The sequence below is a fragment of the Streptomyces bauhiniae genome (assembly GCF_004784475.1).
GTDB classification, from domain to species: Bacteria; Actinomycetota; Actinomycetes; order Streptomycetales; family Streptomycetaceae; genus Streptomyces; species Streptomyces seoulensis.
The window spans coordinates 891,893-918,789 of sequence record NZ_SRRT01000002.1; the positions used below are offsets into that span (position 1 = coordinate 891,893).

General features: G+C 71.6%; 28 protein-coding genes. 13 read left to right on the forward strand and 15 right to left on the reverse strand.

All coding sequences use genetic code 11. From position 1 onward, the window contains the following. The first annotated feature begins 26 nt into the window (after positions 1-26). Entirely contained in the window at positions 27-1,916 is a 1,890-nt protein-coding gene (locus E5083_RS09385) for an alkyl/aryl-sulfatase (RefSeq protein WP_135785123.1), read from the forward strand. Here E5083_RS09385 and E5083_RS09390 read toward each other — a convergent pair. The 3 genes from E5083_RS09390 to E5083_RS09400 are packed head-to-tail and all read right to left on the reverse strand — an operon-like array spanning position 1,876 to position 3,888. Then, on the reverse strand, positions 1,876-2,430 hold the full coding sequence (locus E5083_RS09390) for a DUF3291 domain-containing protein (RefSeq protein ID WP_135785124.1): 555 nt from the start codon (positions 2,428-2,430) through the stop codon (positions 1,876-1,878). The two genes, E5083_RS09385 and E5083_RS09390, sit on opposite strands and share 41 nt — an antisense overlap. Beyond that, positions 2,418-3,119 carry a Fic family protein gene (locus E5083_RS09395; protein WP_135785125.1) on the reverse strand — a complete coding sequence of 234 codons (702 nt, stop codon included), beginning with the start codon at positions 3,117-3,119 and terminating at the stop codon, positions 2,418-2,420. Before E5083_RS09395 ends, E5083_RS09390 begins: the two co-directional genes overlap by 13 nt. Further along, a complete protein-coding gene (locus tag E5083_RS09400) occupies positions 3,106-3,888 on the reverse strand; it encodes a hypothetical protein (protein WP_244317466.1) in 783 nt (260 codons plus the stop codon). The genes E5083_RS09395 and E5083_RS09400 overlap by 14 nt, the downstream gene beginning before the upstream one ends. Positions 3,889-4,530: 642 nt before the next feature. Between E5083_RS09400 and E5083_RS09410 the strand changes: the two genes are divergently transcribed. Further along, the gene (locus E5083_RS09410; protein ID WP_135785294.1) at positions 4,531-5,907 is read left to right on the forward strand and encodes a diacylglycerol/lipid kinase family protein; all 1,377 of its coding nucleotides are present in this window, start codon (positions 4,531-4,533) and stop codon (positions 5,905-5,907) included. Then, the gene (locus E5083_RS09415; protein WP_135785126.1) at positions 5,900-6,472 is read left to right on the forward strand and encodes a phosphatase PAP2 family protein; all 573 of its coding nucleotides are present in this window, start codon (positions 5,900-5,902) and stop codon (positions 6,470-6,472) included. The genes E5083_RS09410 and E5083_RS09415 overlap by 8 nt, the downstream gene beginning before the upstream one ends. 85 nt (positions 6,473-6,557) lie before the next feature. Here E5083_RS09415 and E5083_RS09420 read toward each other — a convergent pair whose 3' ends face one another. The 3 genes from E5083_RS09420 to E5083_RS09430 all read right to left on the reverse strand — a co-directional run bounded on the left by E5083_RS09420 (position 6,558) and on the right by E5083_RS09430 (position 10,206). Continuing rightward, positions 6,558-8,267, reverse strand: coding sequence for a RecQ family ATP-dependent DNA helicase (locus E5083_RS09420; RefSeq protein WP_135785295.1), 1,710 nt, complete (start codon positions 8,265-8,267; stop codon positions 6,558-6,560). A gap of 126 nt (positions 8,268-8,393) precedes the next feature. Next, positions 8,394-9,257, reverse strand: coding sequence for an alpha/beta fold hydrolase (locus E5083_RS09425; RefSeq protein WP_135785127.1), 864 nt, complete (start codon positions 9,255-9,257; stop codon positions 8,394-8,396). Positions 9,258-9,288: 31 nt separating this feature from the next. Further along, on the reverse strand, positions 9,289-10,206 hold the full coding sequence (locus E5083_RS09430) for a LysR family transcriptional regulator (RefSeq protein WP_135785128.1): 918 nt from the start codon (positions 10,204-10,206) through the stop codon (positions 9,289-9,291). A 103-nt stretch (positions 10,207-10,309) separates the two neighbouring features. On the opposite strand from E5083_RS09430, the gene E5083_RS09435 reads away from it, so the two are divergent. From E5083_RS09435 to E5083_RS09445, 3 genes are all read left to right on the forward strand, one after another. Next, positions 10,310-11,215: an EamA family transporter gene (locus E5083_RS09435; RefSeq protein WP_135785129.1), complete on the forward strand. Its 906-nt coding sequence runs from the start codon at positions 10,310-10,312 to the stop codon at positions 11,213-11,215. A gap of 116 nt (positions 11,216-11,331) precedes the next feature. Further along, positions 11,332-11,619 (forward strand): DUF4190 domain-containing protein, encoded by a 288-nt coding sequence (locus tag E5083_RS09440; protein WP_135785130.1) that lies wholly within the window; start codon positions 11,332-11,334, stop codon positions 11,617-11,619. Positions 11,620-11,674: 55 nt separating this feature from the next. Next, positions 11,675-12,049 (forward strand): VOC family protein, encoded by a 375-nt coding sequence (locus E5083_RS09445; RefSeq protein ID WP_135785131.1) that lies wholly within the window; start codon positions 11,675-11,677, stop codon positions 12,047-12,049. A 14-nt stretch (positions 12,050-12,063) separates the two neighbouring features. On the opposite strand, the gene E5083_RS09450 is transcribed toward E5083_RS09445, so the two are convergent. Genes E5083_RS09450 through E5083_RS09470 form a run of 5 tightly spaced genes read right to left on the reverse strand, consistent with a single transcriptional unit; the run spans position 12,064 to position 17,546 of the window. Next, positions 12,064-12,954: a Gfo/Idh/MocA family protein gene (locus tag E5083_RS09450; protein ID WP_135785132.1), complete on the reverse strand. Its 891-nt coding sequence runs from the start codon at positions 12,952-12,954 to the stop codon at positions 12,064-12,066. 37 nt (positions 12,955-12,991) lie between these two features. Beyond that, positions 12,992-14,191 carry an ROK family transcriptional regulator gene (locus E5083_RS09455; protein WP_135785296.1) on the reverse strand — a complete coding sequence of 400 codons (1,200 nt, stop codon included), beginning with the start codon at positions 14,189-14,191 and terminating at the stop codon, positions 12,992-12,994. Between the two features lie 27 nt (positions 14,192-14,218). Continuing rightward, positions 14,219-15,103 (reverse strand): carbohydrate ABC transporter permease, encoded by an 885-nt coding sequence (locus E5083_RS09460; RefSeq protein ID WP_135785133.1) that lies wholly within the window; start codon positions 15,101-15,103, stop codon positions 14,219-14,221. Continuing rightward, positions 15,100-16,119 (reverse strand): carbohydrate ABC transporter permease, encoded by a 1,020-nt coding sequence (locus E5083_RS09465; protein WP_135785134.1) that lies wholly within the window; start codon positions 16,117-16,119, stop codon positions 15,100-15,102. The genes E5083_RS09460 and E5083_RS09465 overlap by 4 nt, the downstream gene beginning before the upstream one ends. A gap of 23 nt (positions 16,120-16,142) precedes the next feature. Then, complete coding sequence (locus tag E5083_RS09470) at positions 16,143-17,546, reverse strand: ABC transporter substrate-binding protein (RefSeq protein WP_135785135.1); 1,404 nt, start codon at positions 17,544-17,546, stop codon at positions 16,143-16,145. A 127-nt stretch (positions 17,547-17,673) separates the two neighbouring features. Here E5083_RS09470 and E5083_RS09475 point away from each other — a divergent pair, with 127 nt between their 5' ends. The 5 genes from E5083_RS09475 to E5083_RS09495 are packed head-to-tail and all read left to right on the forward strand — an operon-like array spanning position 17,674 to position 23,458. Continuing rightward, a complete protein-coding gene (locus tag E5083_RS09475; protein WP_135785136.1) occupies positions 17,674-18,720 on the forward strand; it encodes a zinc-dependent alcohol dehydrogenase in 1,047 nt (348 codons plus the stop codon). A gap of 12 nt (positions 18,721-18,732) precedes the next feature. After that, positions 18,733-19,533: a sugar phosphate isomerase/epimerase family protein gene (locus tag E5083_RS09480; protein WP_135785137.1), complete on the forward strand. Its 801-nt coding sequence runs from the start codon at positions 18,733-18,735 to the stop codon at positions 19,531-19,533. Next, entirely contained in the window at positions 19,530-20,870 is a 1,341-nt protein-coding gene (locus E5083_RS09485) for an MGH1-like glycoside hydrolase domain-containing protein (protein WP_135785138.1), read from the forward strand. Before E5083_RS09480 ends, E5083_RS09485 begins: the two co-directional genes overlap by 4 nt. After that, on the forward strand, positions 20,867-22,762 hold the full coding sequence (locus E5083_RS09490; protein ID WP_135785139.1) for an amylo-alpha-1,6-glucosidase: 1,896 nt from the start codon (positions 20,867-20,869) through the stop codon (positions 22,760-22,762). Before E5083_RS09485 ends, E5083_RS09490 begins: the two co-directional genes overlap by 4 nt. 27 nt (positions 22,763-22,789) lie before the next feature. Further along, positions 22,790-23,458 (forward strand): Type 1 glutamine amidotransferase-like domain-containing protein, encoded by a 669-nt coding sequence (locus E5083_RS09495; protein ID WP_135785140.1) that lies wholly within the window; start codon positions 22,790-22,792, stop codon positions 23,456-23,458. Between the two features lie 11 nt (positions 23,459-23,469). Here the strand turns inward: E5083_RS09495 and E5083_RS09500 are convergent, their stop codons facing one another. After that, the gene (locus E5083_RS09500) at positions 23,470-24,330 is read right to left on the reverse strand and encodes a polysaccharide pyruvyl transferase family protein (protein ID WP_135785297.1); all 861 of its coding nucleotides are present in this window, start codon (positions 24,328-24,330) and stop codon (positions 23,470-23,472) included. Between the two features lie 43 nt (positions 24,331-24,373). Further along, the gene (locus E5083_RS09505) at positions 24,374-24,568 is read right to left on the reverse strand and encodes a DUF2795 domain-containing protein (RefSeq protein WP_135785141.1); all 195 of its coding nucleotides are present in this window, start codon (positions 24,566-24,568) and stop codon (positions 24,374-24,376) included. Positions 24,569-24,935: 367 nt separating this feature from the next. Here E5083_RS09505 and E5083_RS09510 point away from each other — a divergent pair, with 367 nt between their 5' ends. Both E5083_RS09510 and E5083_RS09515 read left to right on the forward strand, forming a co-directional pair. Next, positions 24,936-25,427, forward strand: a complete 492-nt coding sequence (locus E5083_RS09510) for a sortase (protein WP_135785142.1) — start codon at positions 24,936-24,938, stop codon at positions 25,425-25,427. Between the two features lie 15 nt (positions 25,428-25,442). Further along, entirely contained in the window at positions 25,443-26,105 is a 663-nt protein-coding gene (locus E5083_RS09515; protein WP_135785143.1) for a class F sortase, read from the forward strand. Here E5083_RS09515 and E5083_RS32240 read toward each other — a convergent pair. Continuing rightward, entirely contained in the window at positions 26,078-26,215 is a 138-nt protein-coding gene (locus E5083_RS32240; protein ID WP_135785298.1) for a hypothetical protein, read from the reverse strand. The two genes, E5083_RS09515 and E5083_RS32240, sit on opposite strands and share 28 nt — an antisense overlap. After that, on the reverse strand, positions 26,212-26,853 hold the full coding sequence (locus tag E5083_RS09525; protein WP_244317444.1) for a TetR/AcrR family transcriptional regulator: 642 nt from the start codon (positions 26,851-26,853) through the stop codon (positions 26,212-26,214). The genes E5083_RS32240 and E5083_RS09525 overlap by 4 nt, the downstream gene beginning before the upstream one ends. Between the last annotated feature and the right edge of the window lie 44 nt (positions 26,854-26,897).

Here is a 26,897-nt window from a genome sequence, read left to right on the forward strand (position 1 = left end):
GAGTGTCACCACGAGGGAGTCGCCGCATGGCCGGGAGCAGCGCCGCAGAACCCACTGTCAGCAGGGGCAACGCCGAGATCGGCGAGCGCTTCTCCTTCGACGACACGCAGGACTTCGAGGACGCGCGCCGGGGTTTCGTCGGCACCGCCGAGGAGCGTGTGGTGCGTGGCGACGACGGCGAGGTGTGGGACCTGGAGGCGTACGGGTTCCTCGACCGCGACTGCCCGCCCACCGCCAACCCCAGCCTGTGGCGCCAGAGCCGGCTGGCGGCCCAGCACGGGCTCTTTGAGGTGACCGAGGGCATCTACCAGGTCCGGGGCTTCGACCTGTCCAACATGACGATCGTCGAGGGCGACCGCGGGGTGCTGGTGATCGACCCCCTGATCAGCATGGAGACGGCCGCGGCGGCGCTCGCGCTGTACCGCCGGCACCGCGGGGACCGTCCGGTCACCGGTGTGCTGTACACACATAGCCACGTCGACCACTTCGGCGGTGTCCGGGGTGTGCTCAGCGATGAGGACGTGGCCGCCGGGGTTCCGGTCATCGCCCCCGAGGGCTTCCTGGAACACGCGGTCAGCGAGAACGTCTACGCCGGTACGGCCATGGGGCGCCGGGCCGCCTACATGTACGGGGCCGCCCTGCCCACCGGCGAGCGCGGACAGATCGGCGCCGGACTCGGGCAGACCACGTCCACCGGAACCACCACCCTGATCCCGCCCACCCTGTATGTCACGCACACCGGGCAGACGGAAACGGTGGATGGCATCCCCATGGTCTTCCAGCTCACGCCCGGCACCGAGGCGCCGGCCGAGCTGAACATCCACTTCCCCAACCACGCGGCACTGTGCATGGCGGAGAACGCCACCCGCACCTTGCACAACCTGCTCACCCTGCGCGGCGCCCAGGTGCGTAACCCACATGTGTGGGCGCACTACCTCACCGAGGCGATCCAGTTGTTCGCCCCCCATGTGGACGTGGCCTTCGCCTCCCACCACTGGCCGACGTGGGGACGGGACCGCGTCCTCACGTTCCTGTCCGAGCAACGGGACCTGTACGCCTACCTGCACGACCAGACCCTGCGCATGCTCAACGAGGGCATGACACCGCTGGAGATCGCCGAGGCCATGCGGGTGCCTCCGGCCCTGGAGCGCGCCTGGCACACCCATGGCTACTACGGCTCGGTCAGCCACAACACCAAGGCGGTCTACCAGCACTATCTCGGCTGGTTCGACGGCAACCCCGCCCACCTGTGGGAGCACCCCCCGGTCGAGGCCGCCACCCGTTACGTCGACTTCATGGGCGGAGCCGATACCGTGCTGCGCCGCGCCCGCGAGTCCTACGCCTCGGGTGACTTCCGCTGGGTCGCCCAGGTCGTCAACCACGTCCTCTTCGCCGACCCCGACAACGCCGAGGCCCGCGCGCTCCAAGCGGACGCCCTCGAACAGCTCGGCTACGGCAGCGAGAACGGCACCTGGCGCAACTTCTACCTCACCGGCGCGCTCGAACTCCGCGAGGGCCCGGTCGGCACCCCCACGGTGGCCGCCTCCCCCGACATCATGCGCGCCCTCCCCCTGACCCAGCTCCTCGACTCCCTCGCGATCCGGGTCGACGGCCCCCGAAGCTGGGACGCGGACCTGGCCATCCGGTTCCGGCTGAGCGATGGCGATCCGGTGTCTCTACGGCTGCGCAACGGCGTCCTCATCCACACCGCCGGCCCGACGCCCGGCGAGCGGACCCCCGACACGGAGATCACCCTCTCGGAGACCGACCTCCGGGCACTCTTGCTGGGCTCGGCGTCCCTGGCCGACCTCGCCGCCGAGGGCCGCGCCGAGATCACCGGCGACCCGGACAAGCTGGCCGAACTGTTCGGCTACCTCAGCGCGCCGGACCCGGACTTCGCCATCGTGACGCCGTGAGCGGAGTTCCGTCCGCGGTGAACGCGTGGTGGAAGGTGAAGGCGTGCGGCGAGGAGCCGTGGTCCTGGAGATGTTCCAGTCTGCGGACCCCGTCCTGCCAGGTGGGTGTCACATCGTCGGAGACCCACCAGAAGACGTAATTGGGGTGCCCTGTCCTCTCGAACCAGTCGTAACGCCGGTTCAGCGCTTCGCGGTGCAGGCCGGCGTAAATGGCGTCGAAGGCGGGGCGCAGGTCGGTCCAGAGGGAGAGGGTGGCGGCGAGGGCGGTGGTCTCCGCCGTACGGCCCTTGTCGTACCAGGCCGGCACGGCGAACTCTCCCCACGCGCCCCAGTCCGCGCCGAACAGCTCGCCCTGGGCGCCGTCTGCCGGTTCGGCGTGCGCGAGGTATCCGGGGTACTGGCTGATCTTCCGGTAGACGGCCGCACCGCTCTCGTAGAACTCGCGCGTCAGGGGTGTGGGGTCGGCGAGAGGTGACTTCAGGACGCCGAAGGTGTACAGGGCTAGCTGGGGCATGCGTCTCTCCCTAGGCCGAAGACCAGGTGAAGGTAGCGGCCGCTGCGGGCCCTGTCGAAGTTGCGTTTTCCTGTCCAAGTGGCCTCCTGTCGGCGCCCGTTCAGCACTCCGACCAAGGTCGCCAGATCCGCCGCACCCTCCGCGTCGTCCGCGTACCGGGCGACCTGCAGTGGCCCCACCTCCGGGAGGACAACACCCTCGCGGGCCAGGACGTGCACCAAAGTCAGCAGAGCCGCGCGGGCGTTGCCGTCCACGAAGGGATGGAAGAACGCCACATCGAGGTACGCCCGAGCCGCGCGCGCCGAGAGCGGGAGGTCGGAGGACGTCGCCTCGCGCAGGCAAGCCGCGAAGTCGCCCTGGGTGTGCGCCGTCAGCGCGTACCGCTCACGGCCGCCCTTCGCGTACGCCTCCCCCGAGCGGAACGGCGCCTCCCCGCCCAGGACTTCACGCTGCCAACCCGAAAGCAGCGCGAAGTCGAGTGGAGCACCCCGCGCGGCATCGGCCTGGGCCAAGGCATACGCGCGCAGCAGACGCTCAGCCCGGCCGGAATCCCGTAGCCGAACCGGCCCTTCGCACCACGCCCGGAAGCCGTCGACCACGGGCAACTCTGCATGCAGGCGCGGCCCTTGGCCCCAAGCCGCCTCACCCCGCACCCGTAGCCACACCGCCAGACTGTCAGCCCCGGTCATGGAAGTTCTCCAACTCCTCCCGCTCCCGGTGATCCCGATAGGGCGCATGGCCGGTCAGGTCGACGGCCAAGTCCTCGCCGACGGAGTCGATCACCATCTGCCCAGGATCGGTCCAGCTCTTGAACCGCCCCCCGATCGCCCGTTCCACCGCCTGGTCGGCCTCGGCCCAGTCCATGCCCATGGAGGTGAGGAACCAGCCCAGACTGTGCGCGGCCTGCCCGTACCAGCCGCCCTCCGCCCCCGAGTCCAACGCCATGGTCACCAGCCGGACGCTCGCCCTCTCCAGGTGCCAACTCCGTTCCTCGGGCGATGCGTTCGGCGGCGGGGCCAGCTCCGCGAACCGTCGGGCCAGCGCCTCGAGCCACCGGCGCCACTCCAGCAGGGCGCTCACGACGCGGGTCGCGGTCTCGTCCGGGGTCGTCACCGAGCTGGTCCCAGTGACCCAGCTACCGATGGGGCCGCCATACCGGTAGCACCAGTTCCACCCCTGGGCCCAATTCCCGTAACGATCCCAGACGATGGCGTCGATCTGGTCGGCGCACCAATACTCCGCCTGCCAGTGCCCCGCCATCCCGGAGAGCACGGGCGGCACCCATTCCCGTACCAGCGCACGGAGTTGGGCCTCTTCGTCCGCGTCCCAGACGAACGGGTGGCGCGCCGGGTCGAAGTCGGCCCAGTTCCGCATGCCCGTGCGAGGCGGCACCAGGTTGCCGGGGAAGGGCAGGGTGTCCCGGTTGTACGTCAGCGTCGGCCCGCTTTCTCTGTGCACGGTGGTCAACGGACCAGTCTCGGTCAAGGCCATCGAGTTGGCGAACACTTATCCGCACCGAAGCGTCCGGGATTGACAGCACCTCGGTGGTGGCGGACCTCGTACGCGGCTTCCGCGCGCAGTTCCCGTCCCTCCGCGATGTCGCCCCGAAGACCGCCTGGGGCGGCTGGATCGCGCTGACGCCCTCCTGGCTGCCGGTCGCCGGGGAGGCCACGAAGAACGTCTTCTACGCCATCGGCTGCAACGGCCACGGCCTGGCCCAGACGCCCTACCCCGGCACCCTCCTCGCCGACCGGATCGCCGGCGACCCCCTGCACGAGGATCTCGGCGCGGTGTGGCGGGGGCGGCCCCGGTTCGCGGCGTCGCCGGTCATCAACTCGCCCGCGCTGTACGCCGCTTGGCTGTCCGACCGGCTTTCGGAGCGGCTCGGCTCCACTCCGGCGGGGCGGGGCCGAGCGGACCACCTCCAGCACGGAGGCGACGGTGCCGGCCCACATGGTGCCGGAGCACACCCTGACCGCAACGTCTGGCACCCTTTGGATGACCCCGTGGACCCATATAGCCGACCGGGACACCCCCCCGGCCGAGGCCCTGCGTCAGGCTGGTGGTGCGGGGCGGGCCGAGATCCAGCGGGAGGACGTCATGGGCGGGGCACGAACGGCGCGGTTCCGGCCAGGGCTGGTCGCCCGGCTGCTCGCGCGGTGCGCCGTGGTGGCGGCGATCGGTGCCGCGGTGGTGCTGCTGCTCGCGGTCGGCGGGGGTGGGCTCTTCGTGGCCTTGGCAGCCGTGATCGGGCTGGTGCTCTTCGCCGTCGGCATCTGGTGGTTCGTGGCCCGGCGGGGCGTGGTGCGGCTGCTGGGCGCGCTCGTGGCCGTCGCCGCGCCGGTCGGCTTCCTGGTGTTCATCACGCGGAGCGGTCTGTGGCTGGTCGCGCTGATCTCCGCCGTGTGCTGGTCGGTCGCGGGCTTCACCGGCCGCGCGGCGCTGCGTAAGGCACGACCGCACCGGCCCCAGCGGCCCACCCGCGCGCATCGGCCGAAACGACCGGTCCTGATCATGAACCCCAAGTCCGGCGGCGGCAAGGTCGGCCGCTTCGACCTGGTGAAACGGGCGGAGGACCTGGGCGCGCGGGTGATCCTGCTCGACCCCTCGCACCCCGCCGACGTGACCAAGCTGGCCGAGGAAGCCGTGGCCAAGGGTGCCGATCTGCTCGGGGTGGCGGGCGGCGACGGCACGCAGGCGCTGGTCGCGGCGGTCGCCGCCGAGCACCACCTGCCGTTCCTCGTGATCTCCGCGGGCACCCGCAACCACTTCGCAATGGACCTCGGCCTCGACCGCGCCGACCCCGCCCGCTGCCTCGACGCCCTGACCGACGGCGAGGAGGTCCGCGTCGACCTCGGCGACGTCTCCGGCCGCCCCTTCGTCAACACGGTGTCCTTCGGCGTGTACGCGGACATCGTGCAGAGCCCCGAGTACCGCGACAACAAGACCGGCACCGCCCTCAACCTGATGCCGGACCTGCTGGCCAGGGAGGGCGTACGGCGGCTCGACGCGAACGTGGACGGCAACCGGCTCGCCGCGCAGCAGGCGCTTCTGATCAGCAACAACCCGTACGTCTCCCCCGAGGAACTGAGCGGCGGCGGGCGTCGGCCCCGGCTCGACACCGGGGAGCTGGGCGTGATCGGGATCAGGGTGGAGAACGCGGCCCAGGCGGCGGAGCTGGCCGTACGGGGTCCGCAGGCGCCGGGGCTCGCCGTGACGACCGCGCACCGGGTGGAGGTGACGGCCGGGGAGGAGCAGATCCCGGTGGCGGTGGACGGCGAGGCACTGTGGCTGCGCACCCCGGTCACCTGCTCGGTACGGCCGGGCGCGCTCCGGGTGCTGCTGCCGCGCGACCGTCCCGGCGTGCCGCCGCCCGCGCCGCCCGTCGACTGGCGGAAACTGCTCGACCTCGCGTTCGGGCCCGCCGAGCGCACGGCACCAGCCGAGCACACAGCACCAGGAGAGAGACATGGCTGACCGCGACACCGTCCCCGCCGTCCTCGGTGACCTGCGCGCGGTCGACGGCGCGCTGTACGCCGCCGTGGCCGCCACGCCGACGCCCGCGCTGGACCGGGCGCTGCGGCTGCTGTCGCACGCGGCCGACCACTCGAAGATCTCCTTCGGCGTCGCGGCGGGGCTCGCTCTGCTGCCGGGCCGGCCGCGCCGCGCGGCACTGGCCGGGGTCGCCTCGGTCACGCTGGCGTCGGCGGCGGCGAACCTGTTCGGCAAGCGGATGGTGCGGCGCCACCGGCCCGACCGGGAGGAGGCGCAGGTGGCGGTGGCCCGGCACGTGCGCATGCCCGAGTCGGCGTCCTTCCCGTCCGGACACACGGCCTCGGCCACCGCCTTCGCCACGGCCGTGGGCGTCGTCCTGCCCCCGGCCGCCGTCCCGCTGGGCTCGCTGGCGGTCGCGGTCGGGTACTCCCGCGTCCATACCGGGGTCCACTATCCGGGGGACGTCGCGGCGGGCGCGGTGCTGGGGTTCGCGGCGGCGGCGGTGTCGCTGGCTGTGGTGCGGGGGCTGGGCTGGGGGACGGCTTGAGCCCACATGTGGGGAGGCCATGGGTGGGGGGCGCACGTGTGGGGAGGTCACATGTGGGGACGCCACATATGGCCGCCGCACACCCTCAACACACAGTCAGCAAATGATTCTTGTTGATGACCTCAAGAGACAGCGTGCGATACCCCACCGTCTCGAACAGCACCGTCAACCGCTCATTCTCCTCACTCATGACCGACCCCTGCCCCCACTGCTCGTGCCGGACGAGAGTGCCGGGCGGGAAGGGATGCTCGTCCCCCACCGGAGCCGAGGAAGAGCCCGGCTCGGGTATCGGCCCACCCGTACCGGCCAGCACAGCGGGCCCGCCCTCCGCGCCGCCCTCCTCCGCCAGTTCCGCCGCCTCGCACCGGTCACACGCGCCGCAGGACTCGTCCGGATCACCACCCTGACCGAAGTAGCCCAGCAGGAACCGCCGCCGGCAGCCCGTGGCCTCCGCGTAGCCCCGCATCATGTCGACGCGCGAGCGCTCCAACTGCTGGTGGGCATCGCCCAGTTCGATCGCCTGCCGCGCCGCGTCGGCCGGGCCGACCGTACCGGTCGCCTCCAGTTCACCGTCCTCAGTGGTGTGGACGGCGTCGACCTGCTCCAGGAGATTCACGACGGCCGTCAGGCGGCTCGCCGTCAGGTGGGTCTCGTCGCGCAGCTCGGTCGGCGGAACGGGCCCGTCGTGCTCCTCCAGCGCGCTCACCACCTGGGTGACGGTGTCCGGGTCCGGCCGCCCCGCCGCGAAGAAGCGCTGCATGCCGAGGTCCTGGGGCCGGTAGGCGAGTACCGCGCGGGCCTCCTCGCCGTCGCGTCCGGCGCGGCCGATCTCCTGGTAGTAGGCGTCCAGGGAGCCGGGCACGGAGGCGTGCAGCACGAAGCGGACGTCCGGCTTGTCGATGCCCATCCCGAAGGCGGAGGTAGCCACCACCACGTCCAGCTCGCCCGCCATGAACCGGTCGTGCACATCGCCCCGCTCGCGTGCGGGCAGCCCCGCGTGGTACGCGGCCGCGTCCAGCCCGAGCAGACTCAGCTCCTCGGCGTACTCCTCGGCCTCCCGGCGCGTGCCCGCGTACACGAGGCCGGGCTTGGCCTCCGCGGCGGCGCGCTCGACGACGGCGCGCTTCTTCACGGCGGCGTCCTGGAAGGGGACGACCTCCAGGTGGATGTTGGGCCGGTCGAAGCCGGTGACCACCTCGTGCACGTCCCGCATGCCGAGCTGGTTGACGATGTCGGCCCGTACGGGTGCGGCTGCGCTCGCGGTCAGGGCCAGTACGGGAGGACGGCCGAGCCGGTCGATGACCTGGCCGAGCCGCAGATAGTCGGGGCGGAAGTCGTGCCCCCACGACGACACGCACTGGGCCTCGTCCACGACGAACAGCGCCGGCTCGGCGGCGGCGAGCTGCTCGACCACCTCGTCCTTGGCAAGCTGCTCGGGCGCCAGGAAGAGGAAGTCGACGTCACCCTCGCTGATCCGGTCCCACACCGCCGCGTTCTCGCTGCCGCTCTGGGACGAGTTCACGGCCGCGGCCTCCGCGCCCTCCCGGCTCAACAGCCCCCGCACCTGGTCCCGTTGGAGGGCGACGAGCGGCGACACCACGACGGTCGGCCCCGGCAGCAGCAGCCCCGGCACCTGATAGACGGCCGACTTCCCGGCCCCGGTGGGCATCACGACCAGCGTGTCCCGCCGCTCCATCACCGCTTCCATCGCCACCAACTGCTCCGGCCGCAGCTCCTCCCACCCGAACACGTCCCACGCGCTCTTCCGCAGCCGCTTCGCCGACGCGCTACTCATCATGCTCTCCCTGTATTCCGGGCCTTGCTCAGATCACCGAAAAGCGGCGCCTGGGTGAGCACCCGGTACCCCGGCGAGGCCCAAGTAGCGCCCTGGCGGCCGGAGAATCGGCCTCGCGCCCGGGCTTTACGCAGCCCCGAAGAAGTCCCCGAGGGACGACGCGAGCGCCTCCGGGGCCCCCTCGGCCACATGGTGCCCCGCGTCGATGCCGTGACCCCGTACGTCCGGCGCCCACTCGCGCCAGATCCGCACCGGGTCCCCATGCAGGTCCGCGAGGTCGTCCTTGAGGGACCAGAGGACCAAGGCGGGGCACTGGATACGCACCCCAGCGGCACGGTCGTCCTCCTCGTGCCGCCGGTCGACGGTGAGACCGGCCCGGTAGTCCTCCAGCATGGCGCGCACCACGGCGGGGTTCCGCGTGGCCGAACGCCACTCGTCGTAGTTCTCCTGGCCCATACGCTCGGGGTCGCCGTGGTACCAGCCGTCCGGGTCCGCGTTGATGATCCGCTCGGGAATCTCGGGCTGGGCGAAGAAGAACCAGTGCCACCACTGCGTGGCGAACTCCGTGCTGATGCGCGACAGATGCTCGGTGATGGGCAGGCAGTCGAGCAGCGCCACCCGCGTGACCACGTCGGGATGATCGAGGGCGAGACGCAGCGCGACGGCGCCTCCCCGGTCATGCCCCGCGAGGGCGAACCGGTCGTGCCCGAGGGCGCGCATCACCTCGACCACGTCCCCGGCGACGGCACGCTTGGAGTGCCCGGAGTGGTCGGCGGTGGGCGCCGGCCCGGTGGACCGGCCGTATCCCCGGAGGTCGGGACAGACCACGGTGAACCCACGCCGGACGAGCAGCGGGGCCACGCGGTGCCAGGTCGCGGAGGTCCTGGGGTGGCCGTGCAACAGTACGACGGGCGGTCCCTCCCCTCCGTGCCGGACGAGAATCGACGCCTCACCGGCCTGAACCCGGCTGGTCTCAAAGCCCTCGAACACGACGTGGCCCTCCCTCGCGGTGTCTCCCCGCCTACCCCACAGGCCCGCCGGGCAACTCCACCCACCCCTCCCGCAGCACCCGCACCGTCTCCACGATCGCCGGCCGCCCGCTCGCCCCGGTGCGCCACAGCGCGTACAGCCGGCGCACCGGAGCCGGATCGAGCGGCACCTCCACCGCACCGGGTGGCAGCGGCCCACGCCCCAGCCGAGGCACGAGCCCGATGCCGAGCCCCGCCGCGATGAGGGCGACCAACGTCGGGTTCTCATCGGCCTGATGGACGATCTCCGGCGTATGCCCGGCCTCGCGAAGGGTACGGACCAGCCAGTCGTGGCACACCCGCCCCGGCGGCTGGCACACCCACCGCTGGCCCCCAAGTGCCGTACGCCGCACCGAAGGACGCCCCGCGAACGGATGCGTCCGGGGCACCAGCAAAGTGCACGGATCGTCCCCGATCACCGCCTGCTCAACCCCCGGCGGAAGCGGCAGCGGCGCGATGTCCCAGTCATGCACCACCGCCAGATCGACGGCCCCCTTGGCGACCATGTCGACGGACAGATGCGGGTCGACCTCGCTGAGCCGGACGTCCAACGCGGGGTGCTGTACGGCCAGTTCGGCCAGCACACCCGGCAACAGCCCACGAGCCGCTGAGGCGAAGGCAACCAGAGTGAGCAACCCGGCGGGCACCCCACGCCGTTGCTCCAGCTCCGTCTCGGCCCGTTCCATGACGGCGAGCATCACCTGGGCGGCAGATGCCAGTTGACGCGCCTCGGCGGTGAGGCGGACGCCCCGCCCGTCCCGTTCCAGCAGGACGGACCTGGTCTCGCGCTCCAGCTTGGTGATCTGCTGGGACACCGCGGACGGGGTGTAGCCCAGCGCGGAGGCGGCGGCGCCCACACTGCCGTGCACGGACACGGCGTGCAGCGCGCGCAGCCGCTGGAGATCGAGCATGCGGAACCACCTCTCGGAGCACTCAACTCATTAGCGCCGCTTAATCCAATCATGCAGAACTCGTCGCTGGTGCTTCATCGAGCCGGGATGTGATCCTCGGCCCATGCGTCCGTCCCACCTCGCTCTCGCCGTTCTCGTCGCCGCCGTCTGGGGTGTCAACTTCACCGTCATCGAGATCGGCCTCGCGCACTTCCCGCCGCTGCTCTTCTCCGCCCTGCGCTTCCTGGCGGCCGCGCTGCCCGCGGTGTTCCTGGTCGGCCGTCCCAAGGTGGCGTGGAAGTGGATCGTGGCCGTGGGACTGGTGCTGGGTGTGGCCAAGTTCGGGCTGCTGTTCGTCTCGATGGACCGGGGCATGCCGGCCGGGCTGTCCTCGCTGGTGCTGCAGATCCAGGCGGTGTTCACGGCCGTGTTCGCCTTCGCCGTACTCAAGGAACGCCCGTCGCGGCTGGGTGTCGCCGGTATGGCCGTCGCGCTGGCCGGGATCGGCGTGGCCGCCGTGGACGAGGGTGCGTCCGGGCCGCTCGGGGCGTTCGCGCTGTGCGTCCTGGCCGCCGCCTGCTGGGGCGCGTCCAACGTACTGACCCGCAAGGCCGCCCCGCCGGACCCGCTGAACTTCATGGTGTGGGTCAGTACGGTCCCGGTCCTGCCGCTGCTCGCCCTCTCCCTGCTCACCGAGGGCCCGGCCCGCGACCTCGACGCGCTCGCCGCCCTCGACTGGCCGGGCGCGGGCACGATCCTCTACGTCGCCTGGATCACGACCGTCTTCGGCTTCGGCGCCTGGGGCTGGCTGCTGCGCCGCCACCCGGCGTCCACGGTGGCGCCGTTCTCCCTGCTCGTCCCGTTCTTCGGCATGTCCTCCGCCGCGCTGTTCCTCGGCGAACCGGTGAGCGGCCTGCGCTGGTGCGCGGCGGCGCTGCTGATCGGCGGAGTGGCCCTGGCGTCCTTCGCCCCTCGGCGGCAGCCGGCGTTGGAGCCGATCAAGGTCCCCACCTCGATACAGGAGTCGTGAATTAGAGGTTCCGCTTAATCCCCGGTTTCCTGGGGAATGCCGCAACTCCCCCTGGGCACACGGAGCCCAGAGACAAAAAGTACCGGCATTCCTCATTTCATGGAACGGGAGTTCTCATGACCAGCTACGGTGGCCAGCCGGCCGCTCGATCCGGTTCGCGGACCAATGGTCTCGCCATCGCGGGCCTGGTGTGCGGCATTGTCGGCTTCTTCTTCCTCAATGTCATTCTCGGCCCCCTGGCGATCATCTTCGGTATGGTCGCCAACCGCCAGGCCGGCGCCAAGGGCGGTCGCGGAATGGCGAAGGCGGCCGTCATTCTCGGCATCGTCGACCTTGTGGTCTTCGCCATTCTCATGATCGCGGCGGCGAACAACGGCGGATTCCACTGGTACGTCGGAAGCTGACCCCGGAATTGATTTCCGGACGCGTACGAAAATGGGCTGCGGGCAGTGATGGACCATGACGACACTGCTCGCAGCCTTTGTGCTCGGTACCCCCGACCCGCCCGCGCTGGCCGATTTCTATCGCGCCCTCCTGGGCTGGGACGAGGTGGACCGGGAGCCCGACTGGGTCCGGATCAAGGCACCGGAGCGCGAACGCCCCGGCCTCAGCTTCCAGTTGGAGAAGGACCACCGCCCGCCGGCCTGGCCGTCCGGCCCCGGCGAGCAGCAGATGCAGGCCCATCTCGACATCCAGGTGGACGACCTCGCCGCCGAGACCGAGCGCGCACGCGCCCTGGGCGCGACGGTGGAGGAGCACCAGCCGCAGGACGACGTCCGCGTACTGCGCGACCCCCACGGCCACCTGTTCTGCCTCTTCCTCCCCGGCGCCTGAGCGACACGCACGGCTCAGCCCTGTGCCGCCAGCTCCAACAGCTCCTGCAACCTCAGCCCCCGGCCGGCGTCCAGCTCGGCCGGGGTGTTCGTGCGTACGGCGGTGGCGAACTCCCGGCGCAGCGGGGGCCAGCACTCCTCGTGGTCGATCCCGGCCGTGTCGTACCGCAACGGCTCGGCGGCGCCGAAGAGTTCGACCGTGGTGACCGCCCGGGGCACGGCCACGCTGCCGGAGAGGGTGGCCTGGCTGACGGCACCGTTGGCGTGCTCACAGGTCAACTCGGTCCAGCGGCGCGGGTCTCCGGTGCGGCGGATAGCGGTGATCGGGGCTATCGCCGTGTCGAGGAGGTCGAGCAGATGCGGGCCCAGGTCGAGCAGGGCGCCGTGTTCCAGCCGCCAGCCCGTGGCGAAGTCGCCGCCCAGGAAGGCTCCGTGGAGGTAGCAGGAGCGGGCGCCGACGACGTCGAGGGTGCTCGCGGCCCGCAGGAAATCGCGAGTGACGGGGTGATAGCGCTTGGTGAGGACGAGCTGGGAGACGACACCGGCCTCGGCGACCGCGTCGGCCACCCGCTGAGCCGCGGCCAGGTCCGGGCCGAGCGGCTTCTCCAGCAGCAGCGCCTTCCCCCGCTTCGCGGCGAGCGGGGCCAGTTCGGCCTGCACGGCGGGCGGTACGGCGAAGGCGACCGCCTCGCAGCGGTCGAGCAACTCCTCGAAGTCGGCGGCGACATGGGCGCCGTAGGGCGCTGCGGTCTCGGCGGCGGCCTCGGGGCGGCGGGCCCAGACGGCGGACAGCCGGGTCTCGGGCCCGGCGGCCAGCACACGGGCGTGCATGGCGCGGGCCCACGGCCCGGCGCCGACCAGTCCGACCTCCACGGGACGGTGCGGCCAAGGAGCGGGTGTGGTCATGACTTCCTGTCCGAACGAGGTTGAGGGGAAGGCGGGTTCAGCGGGCGAGCCGCTCCAGCCGGGCGTCCGCGCGGTCGGCCGAGTAGAGGAACTGCACGACCATGGCGGCGGCGCCGATCAGCCCGGCGTGGTCGCCGAGCCGGGAGGTGACGATCTGGAGGTGGGCGGTGGTGCGCGGCATGGCACGCTGGTAGATCAGCTCCCGCACCCCGGTGAGGTACGGCACCCCGGACAGCTCGCCCGCGAGCATCAGCACACCGGGGTTGAGCAGGGTGACGACGGTGACCAGCACCTCGCCCGTACGCCGTCCCGCTTCCCGCGCGAGCCGTACGGCCTCGGGGTGGCCCTCGGCGAGCAGGCGCCGGACGTCGCGGCCGGAGGCGGTGTCCAGGCCGAGGGCGCCCAGTTCCCGGGCGAGCGCCCCGCCGCTGGCCACGGCGGCGAGGCAGCCGTGCGCACCGCACATGCACAGCGCGTCGGGGCGGTCGTGCAGCCGGATGTGCCCGATGTCGCCGGCACCGCCGTCGATGCCCCGGTACACGGAGTCGCCGATGACGACGCCCGCGCCGATCCCGGTGGACGCCTTCACCAGGACGAAGGAGTCGCAGTCGGCGTGGTCGGCGCGCTGCTCGGCCAGTGCCATCAGGTTGGCGTCGTTGTCGACGAACACCGGGACGGGTCCGTTCTCCATGGAGCCGCCGATGAGCCGGGCGTAGGTCTCCTGGAGGCGTTCCCGGATCGGGTACTGGTCCCAGCCGGGCATGATGGGCGGCTCCACCACCCGGCCGGTCGCGAAGTCGACCGGGCCGGGGACGGACACCCCGATTCCGCAGATCCGGTCCGGGGAGACGCCCGCCGCGGCCAGCAGGTCCGGGAACCAGCCGACGAGCCGGTCGAGCACCGGCTCGGGGCCGTCCGCGATCTCCATCGGCCCGGTGTGCTCGGCGAGGATGGTGCCGCCGAGGTCCAGGACGGCGGCCCGCGCGTGCCGGGTCTCCAGGTCGACGGCGAGGACGGCCGCGTGCGCCGGGTCGAAGACGATCCGGCCGGAGGGGCGGCCCCCGGTCGAGGCGCCGGTGGTGTGCCGTACCCAGCCGGCCCGGTTGAGCATGTCGAGCCGCTGGCCCACGGTGGAGCGGGAGAGGCCGGTGACGCGCTGGAGATCGGCGCGGGTGTTGGCGCGTCCGTCGCGGATGAGCTGGAGCAGCCCTCCCGCACTGACCTGACTGGGCGTCATCATGGTTTCCCCTTGGACCACTGGACTTCAGCTCTTGTCGGCACCGCTGGTCAGGCCCTCGGTGAGCAGCCGTTCGGCGGCGAAGAACAGAAGTACCACGGGCACCGTCAGCACCACCGAACCGGCCATCAGCACCGTCTTGGGCACCTCGATGCCGTTGGAGAGCTGGGCCAGGCCCAGCGAGACGGTCCACTTGCCCGGCGAGGCGGCCAGGAAGAGCAGCGCGAACAGGAACTCGTTCCAGGCGATCATGAACACGTACAGCCCGGTCGCCATGAGCGAGGGCAGCGCCAGCGGCAGGATCACCTTGCGGAGGGTCTGCAGGCGCGAGCAGCCGTCCAGCGCGGCGGCCTCCTCGACCGAGTACGGGATGGTGACCAGGTAGTTCTTCAGCATGTAGATGGACACCGGCACGGTCTGCGCGACGTACACGACGGCGAGGCCCACCAGGCTGGAGGAGAGGCCGAGCCTGGCGAAGATCACGAACAGTGGGACGGCGAGCAGCGTGGCGGGGAAGAGGTAGACCGCGAGGAAGAGGGCGCTGACCTGGCGGTGTCCGAAGAACTTCAGCCGGCTCACCGCGTAGGCGCCCGGCACCGCGGCCACCAGGGTGAGCGCGACCGTACCGAGCGACACCAGCGCGGAGTTGGCCAGGAAGCCGAGGAAGCCCTGCCCGCCGGCGTCGGACGACTTGAGCACGTTCCGGTAGGTGTCGAGGGTGAGATCGCGGGCGGAGACCCACAGCGAGCCGGGGTCGAGGAGCAGCGCGTCGATGGGCTTCACCGACAGCAGCAGCATGTAGTAGAAGGGGAGCACGGTGATCACGGCGAGGAAGGCGATGACGCACCAGCGCGCCACGCCGAAGAAGCGCTCCTCGAACCGGGCTCTGGTCAGGGCGGCCTTGCGGGTCACGCTTCCTCCTGGACCTTGTTGCCGAAGAACTTGAAGTAGCAGCCCAGCAGGATCATCAGCGCGACCGCGAGGACCAGCGCCTGGGCGGCCGCGGCGCCCACGTCGTAGCGGGCGGTGAGGAAGTCGTAGACCCGGACGGCCGCGACGTCGGTGCCCGCGCCGCCGCCGGTGAGCAGATAGACGTCGTCGAACTTGTTGAACGTCATGATGAAGCGCAGCACGCACAGCAGGGCGATGACCGGCATGAGCTGCGGGAGCAGGATGTACCGGAAGCGCTGCGAGACGGTGGCGCCGTCGACCTCCGCGGCCTCCTCCAGGCCGTCCGGGACCGCCTGGAGCCGGGCGAGCAGGAACAGGAAGGCGAACGGGAAGTAGCGCCAGCACTCGAAGGCGATGACCGTCAGCAGCGCGAGCGGTATGTGGAAGTGGGCGCCGAACAGGGCGACTTCGTAGCTGCGGGTGGAGAGGAAGGCGACGGGGTCGTCCCAGCCGAACAGGCGGCGCCCCCAGTCGTTCACGATGCCGTACTGCGGGCTGAGCGCCACCTCCCACACGAAGGCGACGGCGACCACGGGCGCCACGTACGGCAGGAGCATCGCCGCGCGCAGCAGGGCCCGGCCGCGGAAGGGCCGCCTGAGGGCGAGCGCGGCCACCAGGCCGAGGAGGACGGAGCCGAGGGTGCCGCCCGCCGTGTAGAGCAGGGTGGTCAGCAGGCTGGACCAGAAGCCGGCCGACTCGAAGACCGCGGCGAAGTTGTCCAGCGTCCAGCGGCCGAAGAGGCCCATGCCCTGGATGTCGACCAGCCGGGCGTGCTGGAAGGCCAGCAGGAGCGTCCACAGGATCGGCAGGACGACCACGACGAGGACGACGATCAGGGTGGGAGAGACGAAGGCGAGGCCGGCGCGGTTGGCCCGCCGCTCGGCGGTCATCGGTTTCGCGGGCTGCTGCTGCGCCACGGCCGGCGGCCGGGGCTCGGTGTCCGGGCGCGGCGCTGCGCCGGAAGGGGCTCGGGTCATGGGGATGCCTTTGTGACGTGCGGCTACTGGAGGGACTTCTGCAGCGCGGCGACCTCGTCGTCGGCTTCGCGGGCCGCCTCCTCGGGGGAGAGCTGGCCGCTGGTCATCGCGCCGATCGCCTTGGGTACGGGCAGCTCACCGTTGGTGGCGCCGACCAGGGCGCCCTCGCCCTGCTCGATGCCCCAGCGGCGCATGTTGCCGACCCCGGCGGCGAGTTCGTTGAGCAGGCTCGGCGGATACACCTGGTCGAACGGCTTCTTGGTGTCGACCCCGATGTCGCTGTGCCGCCAGGCGTCGAGATAGCGATGGGGCTCGGCGGCGGTGCCCTGGCGGACCGGGATCTTGCCCTCGGGGGACATCCCGAACCAGGACTCGTAGCCGGAGTTCATCATGTACTCGATGAACTGCTGCGAGGCCGCCGTCTCCGCGGTCTTGGTGGTGACCCAGGAGGTGATCTCCCCGAACTGGGCGCCCTCGCGGGCGTCGGGGCCCTTCAGCGCGGTCACGATGCCGCTGTCGCGGGCCAGTTGACCGGGCTCCTTCTTGCACTCCGGGCAGCTCGGCAGGGCGTCCTTGCGCAGGCCCGCCAGCTCGTCCAGCAGGAACGAGGACCAGATGACCATGGAGGAGCGGCCGGCGAAGTAGGTGGCGCGGGTGGAGTCCACGCTCTGGGTGCCGGGGGCGCCGTGTTCGCGGGCGAGCTGGTCGTAGGTGCGGAAGGCGGTCTCGCACTGCGGGCTGTGCAGGTCGACCTCGTGGTCGTCGTCGACGAGCTGGCACCCGTTGGCGAGGGCCACGCTCTCGAAGCTCTGCGAGGTGAACACGTCGGAGGGGTCGGTGGCCGCCGACATGCCGTCGTGGCCGCCGCCGTCCAGTTCCCGTGCCGCGGTGAGCGCGCGGTCGTATGTGTCGGGCGCGGCGAGGTGCTTCCGGGCGAAGTCGTCCTTGCGGTACACGAGCAACTGGAGCCAGGCGTCGGAGGGGACGCCGAGGTGGGTGCGGCCGTCGGAGGTGAGCCCGAGCGCGTTGGCGTTGAACGTGCCGGGCCCGAGTTCCTTGACGATCCGGTCCGGTATCTCGGTGTTGAGCAGGCCGTTGCCGTACATCTGCCAGACCTGGCCCATCGGGGCGGCGCCGATCACGTCGGGGAGGTCGCCGGAGGCGGCCGCCGACATGATGAGCTGCGGAAGCTGGCCCTCGTCCACCCCGACGAGGTGCACTTTCACGCCCGACTTCTGCTCGAAGCCGTCGATGATCTTCCGCGTCGCCCCGACGCGGTCGGGGAGGTTCTCCAGCGACCACACGGTGATCTCGTGGTCAGGTCTGCCGGGACCGGTGCTGCCGGAGCAGCCGGTGACCAGCGCCAGTCCCAGGGCTGAGGTGAGGCCCACCGTGGTCGTCAGCGACCGTCGGCTCTTGGTGCGCATTGCGTCTGTCCTCGTGTCGACTTACGTCTACCGATCACGCATCTCAGCATCACTTTTGCTTGTTGACAAGACATAAGTTGGGGTTATTGTCGACGCAACCCGCAGCCGCAACCTTCCGGAGCCATCCGTGGAACGCGTCGTTCAATTCACCGGTCCGCGTCAGGTGGAGGTGGCCGAGCAGTCTCGCGCCGACCTCCCGCCCGGCCATCTCAGGGTCCGCACCCGCTACTCCGGCATATCCGCCGGCACCGAGCTGACCGCCTACCGGGGCACCAACCCCTACCTCACCCGCACCTGGGACCCCGAGGCCCGCCTCTTCCGCGACGGCGCGGCCGGCATCGAGTACCCGGTGGCCGGCTGGGGCTACTCCGAGGTCGGTGAAGTCACCGAGATATCGCCCGAGTTGGCCGGTACGCCGGGCCTGCCCCGCCTCGGCGACACGGTGTGGGGCATCTGGGGGCACCGCAGCGAGGGCATCGTCCCCGTGGAGCGCATGATCGGGCACACCCTGCCCGCCGGCCTTGACGACCTCTCCGGCGCGTTCGCCCGGGTCGGCGCCATCGCGTACAACGCGGTGCTGGCCGGGGACATCCACCTCGGCGAGGACGTCGCCGTGTTCGGCCAGGGCGTGATCGGCCTGCTCACCACCCGGCTCGCCCAGCTCAACGGCGCTCGCGTCATCGCCATCGACGCCCTGGACGACCGCCTGGAGGCCGCGAAGCGGTACGGTGCCCGGCACACCCTCAACGCCCGCACCGATGCCGTCGCCGAACGCGTCCGCGAGATCACCGCCGGGCTCGGCGCCGACCTCGCCATCGAGATCAGCGGCGCCCACCCCGCCCTCCAGGAGGCCCTGCGCTCGGTCGCGGTGGGCGGTCGCGTGGTCGCCTCCGGCTTCTACCAGGGCGACGGCATCGGGCTGCGGCTCGGCGACGAGTTCCACCACAACCGGGTCCAGCTCGTGTGCTCCCAGATCGGCGGCGTCCCTCCGGCGCTGTCGCACCGCTGGAGCCAGGAACGCCTCCAGCACACGTTCCTGCGCCTGGTCGCCGAGGGCCAGGTCGACGTCAACTCCCTGGTCAGCCATGTCGTTCCGGCCGCCGACGCCGCCGACGCCTACGTACTGCTCGACGAGCGCCCCGCCGACGCGCTCCAGGTCGTCCTGGAATTCTGAGAGGTCCTTCTGATGCTCACGATCGCCGCCCAGGAGCAACTGCTGCCCGGTGACACCCTCCAGGCCAAGTGGGAGTTCGCGCAGGACGCCGGATACGGCGCCATCGAACTGCGCGCCAAGGGCGACCTCCACTTCGCCGGCCGCCTGGACGAACTCAAGCAGGCCGCCAAGGACGGGGTGGTCATGCCCACCGTCTGCGTCGACATGCTGCACTTCCTCGGCGCCTTCGACGCGGAGCTGCGCCGCGACGCCATAACCCAGCTCAAGTCCCAGCTCACCGTGATCGCGGAGATCGGCGGCCGGGGCGCCCAGACCCCCGCGTCCTACGGCATGTTCTCCCGCCGCCTGCCGCCCTTCGAACCCCCGCGCGGCGAGGAGGAGGACCGCGAGATCCTCCTCACCGGCCTCACCGAACTGGGCGAACACGCCCGCCGGGAGGGCGTCACCCTCTACCTGGAGCCGCTCAACCGGTACGAGGACCACATGGTCAACCGGCTGGAACAGGCCGCCGACCTCATTCGCGCGACCGGCCTGGACTCCGTCCGGATCGGCATCGACAGCTACCACATGAACATCGAGGAGAGCGATCCGTCGGCCGCGATCCTGGCCCACGCCGAGTACATCGGCCATGCCCAGGTCTCCGACTCCAACCGCCTCCAGCCCGGCGCCGGCCACCTCGACTGGCCCGCCTGGCTCGGCGCCCTGCACACCATCGGCTACGACGGCGTCCTCGCGGCCGAGTGCCGGCTCGGCGGCGACCCCGTCGAGGCCGTCCGCTCCGTCCCGGCCTTCCTGCGGAGGTCGGGCGCATGACGGCCGTACTCGAACGCCCCTCCCCCGCCCGCACCCTGAGGCGCGGCGCGGCGCGGGTCCTGCTGGACAACTGGACCGGGACCGCCACCGTCCCCTCCCGCACGCTCTACCCGCACCAGTGGAGCTGGGACTCCGCCTTCATCGCCATCGGGCTGCGCCACCTCTCCGCCCGGCGCGCCCAGCGCGAGCTGGAGTCCCTGCTCACCGCGCAGTGGGCCGACGGCCGTATCCCGCACATCGTCTTCAACCCGGCCCAGCCGTACGACGCCTACTTCCCGAGCCCCGACTTCTGGCGGTCCTCGACCGCCGGGCGGCCCTCCGGCGCCCCCGCCGCCCCGGAGACCTCGGGCATCGTCCAGCCGCCCGTGCACGCGCTCGCCGCCTGGCTCGTCCACCAGGCGGACCCGGCCGAGTCCGACCGGCGCGGCTTCCTCGCCCGCGTGCGTCCCCGGCTGGCCGCCTGGCACGACTACCTGCTCACCCGGCGCGACCTCGGGGGCGGCGGCCTGGCGGCCGTGGTCCACCCGTGGGAGCCGGGCATGGACAACAGCCCCTGCTGGGACGGGCCGTTGCGCCCCCTCACCCCGGCCGACCCCGACTCCTACCGGCGCGCCGACCTCGACCACGGCCAGGCCGCCGACCGCCCCACCGACCTCGACTACGGCCGTTACGTCCGCCTCGCCACCGACTACCGGGCCACCGGTTACGACGACCGCGCGACCGACCACGCCTTCGCCGTAGAGGACCCCTGCTTCAACGCACTGCTCATCGCCAGCGAACGGGCGCTCGCCGCGATGGCCCGCCACCTCGGCGGGAGCGGAGCGGAGCACGAGAAGCGTGCGCAGACCCTCACCGACCGGCTGGTGGAGCGGCTGTGGGACGAGGAGGCCGGGCTGTTCCGCGCCCTTGATCTGGTGGCGGGCGGGCTGATCGAGGAACGCGGGGTCACGGGTCTCGTCCCGCTCCTCGTGCCGGGGCTGCCGGCCGGGATCGCCCGCCGTCTGGCCGACACCGTCGCCGGGCCGCATTTCCGGGCTCCTGGCACCGGGCTGGTCCCCAGCTACGACCTCTCCGGGCACGCCTTCGACCCGCAGCGGTACTGGCGCGGACCGGCGTGGTTCAACACCGCCTGGCTCGTCCACCAGGGTCTGCGCATCCACGGTCACCATGCCCAGGCCGACGAGCTGCGCCGGAGTTTCCTGGCCGAGGCGGGGCGGTCCGGCTTCGCGGAGTACGTCGACCCCACCACCGGCGCGGGCCGGGGCGCCCGGAACTTCTCCTGGACCGCCGCCCTCACCCTCGACCTGCTCGCTCACGAAGAGGAGCCCCTGCCATGACCCCGGCCGGCCCCCACGTCCAACTGGTCCGGGACGCCACCTTCGCCCGCCTCGACACCACCGGCGGCATCACCGGCGTACGCGGCACCGCCCCCGACGGGGTGTTCGCCCGCGACGGCCGCCACCTGAGCCGCTGGCAGCTCACGGTCGACGGCAGCCACCCGGCCGTCCTCGTACCGGCCTCGCGCGAGGACGACCACACGACGTCCTGCGTACTGACCCCGCAGGGCACGCGCGATGCCCCGCCCGCGTACACGGTCTTCCGCCAACAGAGCGTGTCGGCAGGTGAGTTCACCGAACATCTGCGACTGGTCAGCAACCGCCCGGACGCGGTGACGGCCCGCCTCGAACTCACCGTGGACTGCGACTTCGCCGACCTGTTCGAGCTGCGGGCCGACGACCGGGAGTACCCGAAGCCGGACGGGAGGCGGGAGGTGCGGACGGCGCCCGAGGGCCTGGTATACGACTATCGCCGCGCCGACTGGCACGCCGGGACGACGCTCACCTGTCACCCGGCACCGGACGGCATAGCCACCCCGGACTCCAGCACTACGGCCCGTACGCTCACCTGGGAGCTGGACCTGGCCGAGCACGGGGAGGCGGAACTGCACCTGACGGTCCGCACCGACCCGTCCCCGCCTGCCTCCACCCCGGCGGCCCGGCGAACCGCGCCGGAGGTCACCGACGACCTGGCCCGTGCCTGCGAACGCGGTCTGGCCGACCTCGACTTGCTCACCATCGCGGTCGAGGGCGTGGACGGCGAGCAGGTGCGTGTCCCGGCCGCGGGCATCCCCTGGTTCCTCACCCTCTTCGGCCGCGACTCGCTGCTGACCTCGTACTTCCTGCTGCCCTACCGCCCCGGCACCGCCGCCGCCACCCTCAGCGCCCTCGCGGCGACCCAGGGCACCCGGTACGACGACTTCAGCGGCGAGCAGCCCGGCCGGATCGTGCACGAGACCCGCCAGGGCGAACTGGCCCACTTCCGCCAGGTGCCGTACGGCCGCTACTACGGCGCCGTCGACGCCACCCCGCTGTTCCTGGTCCTGCTGCACGCCCACCACGAGACCACCGGCGACCCGGCACTCGCCGCCCGCCTGGAACAGCACGCCCGGCGCGCCGTCGACTGGATGCTGACCGACGGCGGCCTGGGCGAACACGGCTACCTCGTCTACTCCCCCGACCTGAACGGCCTGGTCAACCAGAACTGGAAGGACTCGGCCGGCGCGATCTGCTTCACCGGCGGCACCCAGGCCAAGGGCCCGATCGCGGTCTGCGAGGCGCAGGGTTACGCGTACGACGCGCTGGTCCGTACGGCGGAACTGTCGGAGAAGGTCTGGGGAGACCAGGAGTACGCGGGCCAACTCCGCACGCTGGCTTCGGACTTGAGGCAGCGCTTCGCCGACGACTTCTGGATGCCGGGCCCCGGCTTCCCGGCCCTGGCACAGGACGGCGACGGCCGCCAGGTCGACGCGCTGGCCTCGGACGCCGGGCATCTCCTCTGGTCCGGCATCCTCGACGACGACCGCGCCCGGCGGGTGGGCCGACGCCTGCTGGAGCCCGACTTCTTCTCCGGCTGGGCCATCCGCACCCTGGCGGCCGGCCAGCGCCCGTACCACCCCCTCTCCTACCACCGGGGCAGCGCCTGGCCCCACGACAACGCCGTGATAGCCCTCGGCCTCGCCCGCCATGGCCTGCACGCCGAACTCCGCACGGTGGCCAAGGCGTTGACAGCGGCAGCCGCCCACCACGGCCACCGTCTCCCGGAAGTCCTGGCCGGCTACGCCCGCACGACCACCCCCACCCCGGTCCCGTACCCCCACTCCTGCTCTCCCCAGGCGTGGGCGGCGGCAACTCCGCTGGCCCTGCGAACCGCGCTGCGGGGCGTTGCCTGAGTCCGACGCGCATGATTGGGTCGGCCGATGGAACTTCTGCTGACATCGGCCGGTCTGCGCAACGAGACTCTGAAGGATGCCCTGCGGGACATGCTGGGCAAGCCGTTCGGGTCGGCGAACATCGTGTACATCCCCACGGCGTCCATGGCCGAGTCCGGCGACCACGGATGGCTCCTCGCCGACATGACCCGCGTACACGGCCTGGGCTGGCGGGAGTTCGACATCCTGGAACTGAACGGCCTGCCGCAGCAGTTGGTGCTCGACCGGCTGCTGCGGGCCGACGTCATCCACGTCGGCGGCGGCAACCACTACCACCTCGCCCGCAGCATCACCGGCAACGGCCTGGCCGACGGCTTCCGGGAAGCACTCGCCGACCGGGTCTACGTGGGGCTGAGCGCCGGCTCGATGATCCTCAGCCGCCATCTCACCGAACACTCCGCCGACGTCATCGGCGACACGGCGGACCTCCATCTGCTCGGCGCGACCACCGTGACCCCTCCCCTCGGCCTCGTCGACTCTTACCTGAAGCCCCATCTGTACTCGCCGGACTTCCCGGAGCGCGACGACGCCTGGGCCGATCGCATCGTCGCGCGGGCGGACTTCCCGATCTACTTCATCGACGACGACACGGCGCTTCGCGTGCGCGACGACAAGGTTGATGTCGTCTCTGAGGGCCGGTGGCGCTTCCACCCGTAAGCGGCTGACCTTCAGCACGGTCCGCGCAGCAGCCGTAGCAAGCCGTCCGCGCTGTCCGCCACCCCGTCCCGGCGGAAGCCGGCGGCAGTGCGCTCGGCGAGGGCGCGGCCGGAGGTGAGGCACCAGTCCCACCAGCGGTCCAGCGCGGCGGGGTCGAGCCGTTCGGCGGGCAGCAGCGCGGGCCAGCCGCAGGCGCGTGCCTGAGCGGTGACCTTGGCCCCGCCCGCCACGGGGTCCACGGCGAGGGCGGGTACCCCGGCGCGCAGCGCGAGCACCAGGCCGTGCAGCCGGTCGGTGACGATCAGGTCGCAGCGCGCGAACACGCTCTCCAGTTGCCCGGAGGTCGTGCACAGCCGCCAGTCGCGCGGGTCCAGCCGGGTCTCCAGTTCCAGGCACGCGCAGTCCCGGCCGTTCAGCCACCGCGTGACGGACTCGGCCACCCACTCGTGCTGCCTGCGGGGACCGTACTCGTGCTGGCCGTGCGTGAGGACGACACCCACCACGGGGTGCGCGGGCGGCGTGGGCGCGCGGGCGGCGAGATCGAGGGTGGGGGCGGTGTCCGGGGCGTCCCGCGCGAGGACGTGGTGGAAGCCGTGCACGGCGGGGTCCTCGGCGTCGAGTACGGAGGTGCCCACGGCGATCCGTACGCAGCCGGCGTACCGCCGGTGCAGGTCCTCGACCTGGGGGCCGTGCGCGGGGCCGCAGACGAAGAGCAGGTGGGAGTAGTCCTCGGGGCGGGTGTCGTCCAGGGACGGTCCTTCCGGCCGGAAGCCGGGGCTCCAGGCGACGTCGTACGGTACGGCCGCGCCCCGCAGCAGGTCCCGTACCCGGTCCAGCGCGAGCAGGTCACCGGCGGTCGCCTCCCCGTGCAGGAAGCTGAACCAACCGGTGACGAGAACTCGCCGCGCGCCGGTCTCAGCCGTTGCCGAAGACCGCCTTCTGCACGTCGTTGGGGCCGTCGAACCGCTGGGTCCCGGAGTGCTCCAGCTTGTCGACGACCTGGTCGCCGGCGCCGTTGTTCCGGGCCACGGAGACCAGATCGTCACGGCTGGCGGGGTATTCGGCGCCCTTGAGGGCCTTCTGGAGATCGATCGGGCTCATGTCGGCCATGGTGTCCTCCTGTCCTGCCGGCGCAGTCGTCTGCGCGTCCTGGCGCCGAGTACCCCCCGACGGCGACGGACACCCGCCCCGCCCGCACTCCTCCGGAAACAGCGGACGGCCGGGAACGCGGGGCGTCCCTCGGCATGGCAGCCGTTCACCATGATGGCGACGCGGCAGCGGGTGGTCGCCGTTGATGATCTCCGCGTCGGTGACCTGCGCAGGGGTACCAGGGCGGACCGTCTCGGCACCTGACTGGGCGACATATGTGGCGATGCGCCAGGTTGCGGAACCCGCAGGCTGTCGGTTGCCTCGTGCACAGAGCGCGAAAGATGCGCCGCACCGGGTAGGCCGGACACCGTTCCGTTGGAGGATTCGCATGCGTTGCAGACACATAGGTGCAGGTATCGGCCTGGCTCTCGGTGCCCTCGGACTGCAGATACCGGTCGCCGCCGCCGACGACTCGGATGTCCGTATCCACCCGTGGAACGCCGCCCCGGGCTCCACGGTCACGGTCAGTACGAGCGCCTGCGACCCCGACGCGGACTATGGCAAGGGCCACTCGGAGGTGGGCGGGGATTTCCACCTCTTCGAAGGTGACGAGGAGGGGGAGCTCACCGGCGAGTTCCAGATCCCGGAAGGCTCCGGGGCGGGCAGTGACACCGTCACCCTGAAATGTCCGCCGCTGACCAAGGTGACGGAGACGTACCAGGTCACCGGTCACTCTCCGAAGGGCTCGGTCGACGCCGGATTCGGGCCGGCCGAGGACACCGGCGGCGTGGGGCTCGCCCTGGGCGGCGGACTGCTGGCCACGGCCGCCGCCGGCGGGCTGGTGCTGATGCGGCGCCGCCCGGACGACATCCGAGTCTGACCGCCGGGCCTGGCGATGGCACCCGGACTCGGGCCGAGACTCGGACGCCGTATCGGCGCTTCCCATGATCCGTACCTCTGCGCACGGCTCGGCCTGGCCTGCGCCCTGGCGGCGGGTGTGGTGCTGCTGTTCTCCGGCGTGAGCGACGAGGGCCCGCCCCGGCCGCCGCAGGCGGGCTCGACCGCGGTGGACTCTGCCCGCCTTACGGCCTCCGCGCTGCCTCCCGCGGAGCCGGTCCGGCTGCGGATCGGCGCCATCGGCGTGAACGCGCCTATGGCACGAGTGGGCCTCGACGCGGCCGGGGCGCTGCTGGCCCCGGCCGCGTCGAGCCCCGGCGTCGCCGGCTGGTACGGCGACGGCACGGCTCCCGGCTCGGCGGGGACAGCCATCGCCACCGGGCATGTGGACACCCCCACCGGCGACCCCGGCGTCTTCTACGACCTCGGCGACCTGACCGAGGGCGCGACCATCGAGATCAGCCGGGCGGACCGGCGGACAGCGGTGTTCACCGTCCGCGCCGTCGAGCTTCACGACCGGAAGAACTTCCCCAGCGAGAAGGTCTACGGCAGTACCGGCCGGCCCGAACTCCGCTTGATCACCTGCGGCGGCCGCTATGTCAAGGGCACCGGCTATCAGAGCAACGTCGTGGTCTACTCGACGCTGACCGCGGTGACGTAGACCGGGCTCACGGACGAGCAGAGGACCGCAGCCGGTCCGTACGTCGCCCCCGCAGCCGACCAGATCCGGACGTCCGAGTAGCCTGCGTAGCCCTTCAGGCCATCAGTCAGAAGATCTCGGCCGGACGCCCATCGGTGTCACGGCGGCCGGTGAGCCGGCCCTCCAGGCCCGTGATGAGCGTGTCGATCACCAGCCGGAACATGTAGTCCTGATCAGGACCTGACGTGCCTGCGTCCGTGACCTCGGCCGCGTCGGCAGCGACACCGGGGGGCTTGTTGGCCGCCCACTGCTGGAGTGAGCCGTTGAGTTCGCTGCTGAGGACACCGATGACGACGGCGACCGTGAGAGCGGCGATCTCCGGGACCTGCGGCTGCGGCACCCCGGCAGCAGCCAAGATGGCGGTGAGCGCGGTCCAGAACGGGTCGTCCGGCTGAATGAAGTCCGGCTGGTGGCTGAACGAGTACGCCATCAGTTCGGGGTGACGGTGCACCAGGCTCCGGAAGTCCGTGGCGAGCAGGCGGATCTGTTCCTGCCAGGGGGAGTCTCTGAGTGTCACGGTGCGGAACCGGGCTCCGACCATTCTCGCCACACCGCGCAGCACGGCTTCCTTGTTCGGCACGTGGTGGTACAGCGACATCGGATTCGCGTCGAGCTCGGTGGCGAGTTTGCGCATGGTGAGCGTCTCGACACCGTCCGCGTCGATGAGCCGCAGGGCCGCGGCATAGATCCCGGCCTCGGTCAGCGGCACGTCTCGCTTCCTGGTTCCCCGCGGGGGGCGCTTCGCCTTCTTTT

Bases quoted from the DNA above. Each gene is read 5' to 3' on its own strand.
- E5083_RS09385 (WP_135785123.1), top strand. From the start codon at position 27: ATGGCCGGGAGCAGCGCCGCAGAACCCACTGTCAGCAGGGGCAACGCC.
- E5083_RS09390 (WP_135785124.1), bottom strand. From the start codon at position 2,430: ATGCCCCAGCTAGCCCTGTACACCTTCGGCGTCCTGAAGTCACCTCTC.
- E5083_RS09395 (WP_135785125.1), bottom strand. From the start codon at position 3,119: ATGACCGGGGCTGACAGTCTGGCGGTGTGGCTACGGGTGCGGGGTGAG.
- E5083_RS09410 (WP_135785294.1), top strand. From the start codon at position 4,531: ATGGGCGGGGCACGAACGGCGCGGTTCCGGCCAGGGCTGGTCGCCCGG.
- E5083_RS09415 (WP_135785126.1), top strand. From the start codon at position 5,900: ATGGCTGACCGCGACACCGTCCCCGCCGTCCTCGGTGACCTGCGCGCG.
- E5083_RS09420 (WP_135785295.1), bottom strand. From the start codon at position 8,267: ATGAGTAGCGCGTCGGCGAAGCGGCTGCGGAAGAGCGCGTGGGACGTG.
- E5083_RS09430 (WP_135785128.1), bottom strand. From the start codon at position 10,206: ATGCTCGATCTCCAGCGGCTGCGCGCGCTGCACGCCGTGTCCGTGCAC.
- E5083_RS09435 (WP_135785129.1), top strand. From the start codon at position 10,310: ATGCGTCCGTCCCACCTCGCTCTCGCCGTTCTCGTCGCCGCCGTCTGG.
- E5083_RS09440 (WP_135785130.1), top strand. From the start codon at position 11,332: ATGACCAGCTACGGTGGCCAGCCGGCCGCTCGATCCGGTTCGCGGACC.
- E5083_RS09445 (WP_135785131.1), top strand. From the start codon at position 11,675: ATGACGACACTGCTCGCAGCCTTTGTGCTCGGTACCCCCGACCCGCCC.
- E5083_RS09450 (WP_135785132.1), bottom strand. From the start codon at position 12,954: ATGACCACACCCGCTCCTTGGCCGCACCGTCCCGTGGAGGTCGGACTG.
- E5083_RS09455 (WP_135785296.1), bottom strand. From the start codon at position 14,191: ATGACGCCCAGTCAGGTCAGTGCGGGAGGGCTGCTCCAGCTCATCCGC.
- E5083_RS09465 (WP_135785134.1), bottom strand. From the start codon at position 16,119: ATGACCCGAGCCCCTTCCGGCGCAGCGCCGCGCCCGGACACCGAGCCC.
- E5083_RS09470 (WP_135785135.1), bottom strand. From the start codon at position 17,546: ATGCGCACCAAGAGCCGACGGTCGCTGACGACCACGGTGGGCCTCACC.
- E5083_RS09480 (WP_135785137.1), top strand. From the start codon at position 18,733: ATGCTCACGATCGCCGCCCAGGAGCAACTGCTGCCCGGTGACACCCTC.
- E5083_RS09485 (WP_135785138.1), top strand. From the start codon at position 19,530: ATGACGGCCGTACTCGAACGCCCCTCCCCCGCCCGCACCCTGAGGCGC.
- E5083_RS09490 (WP_135785139.1), top strand. From the start codon at position 20,867: ATGACCCCGGCCGGCCCCCACGTCCAACTGGTCCGGGACGCCACCTTC.
- E5083_RS09495 (WP_135785140.1), top strand. From the start codon at position 22,790: ATGGAACTTCTGCTGACATCGGCCGGTCTGCGCAACGAGACTCTGAAG.
- E5083_RS09505 (WP_135785141.1), bottom strand. From the start codon at position 24,568: ATGGCCGACATGAGCCCGATCGATCTCCAGAAGGCCCTCAAGGGCGCC.
- E5083_RS09510 (WP_135785142.1), top strand. From the start codon at position 24,936: ATGCGTTGCAGACACATAGGTGCAGGTATCGGCCTGGCTCTCGGTGCC.
- E5083_RS09515 (WP_135785143.1), top strand. From the start codon at position 25,443: ATGGCACCCGGACTCGGGCCGAGACTCGGACGCCGTATCGGCGCTTCC.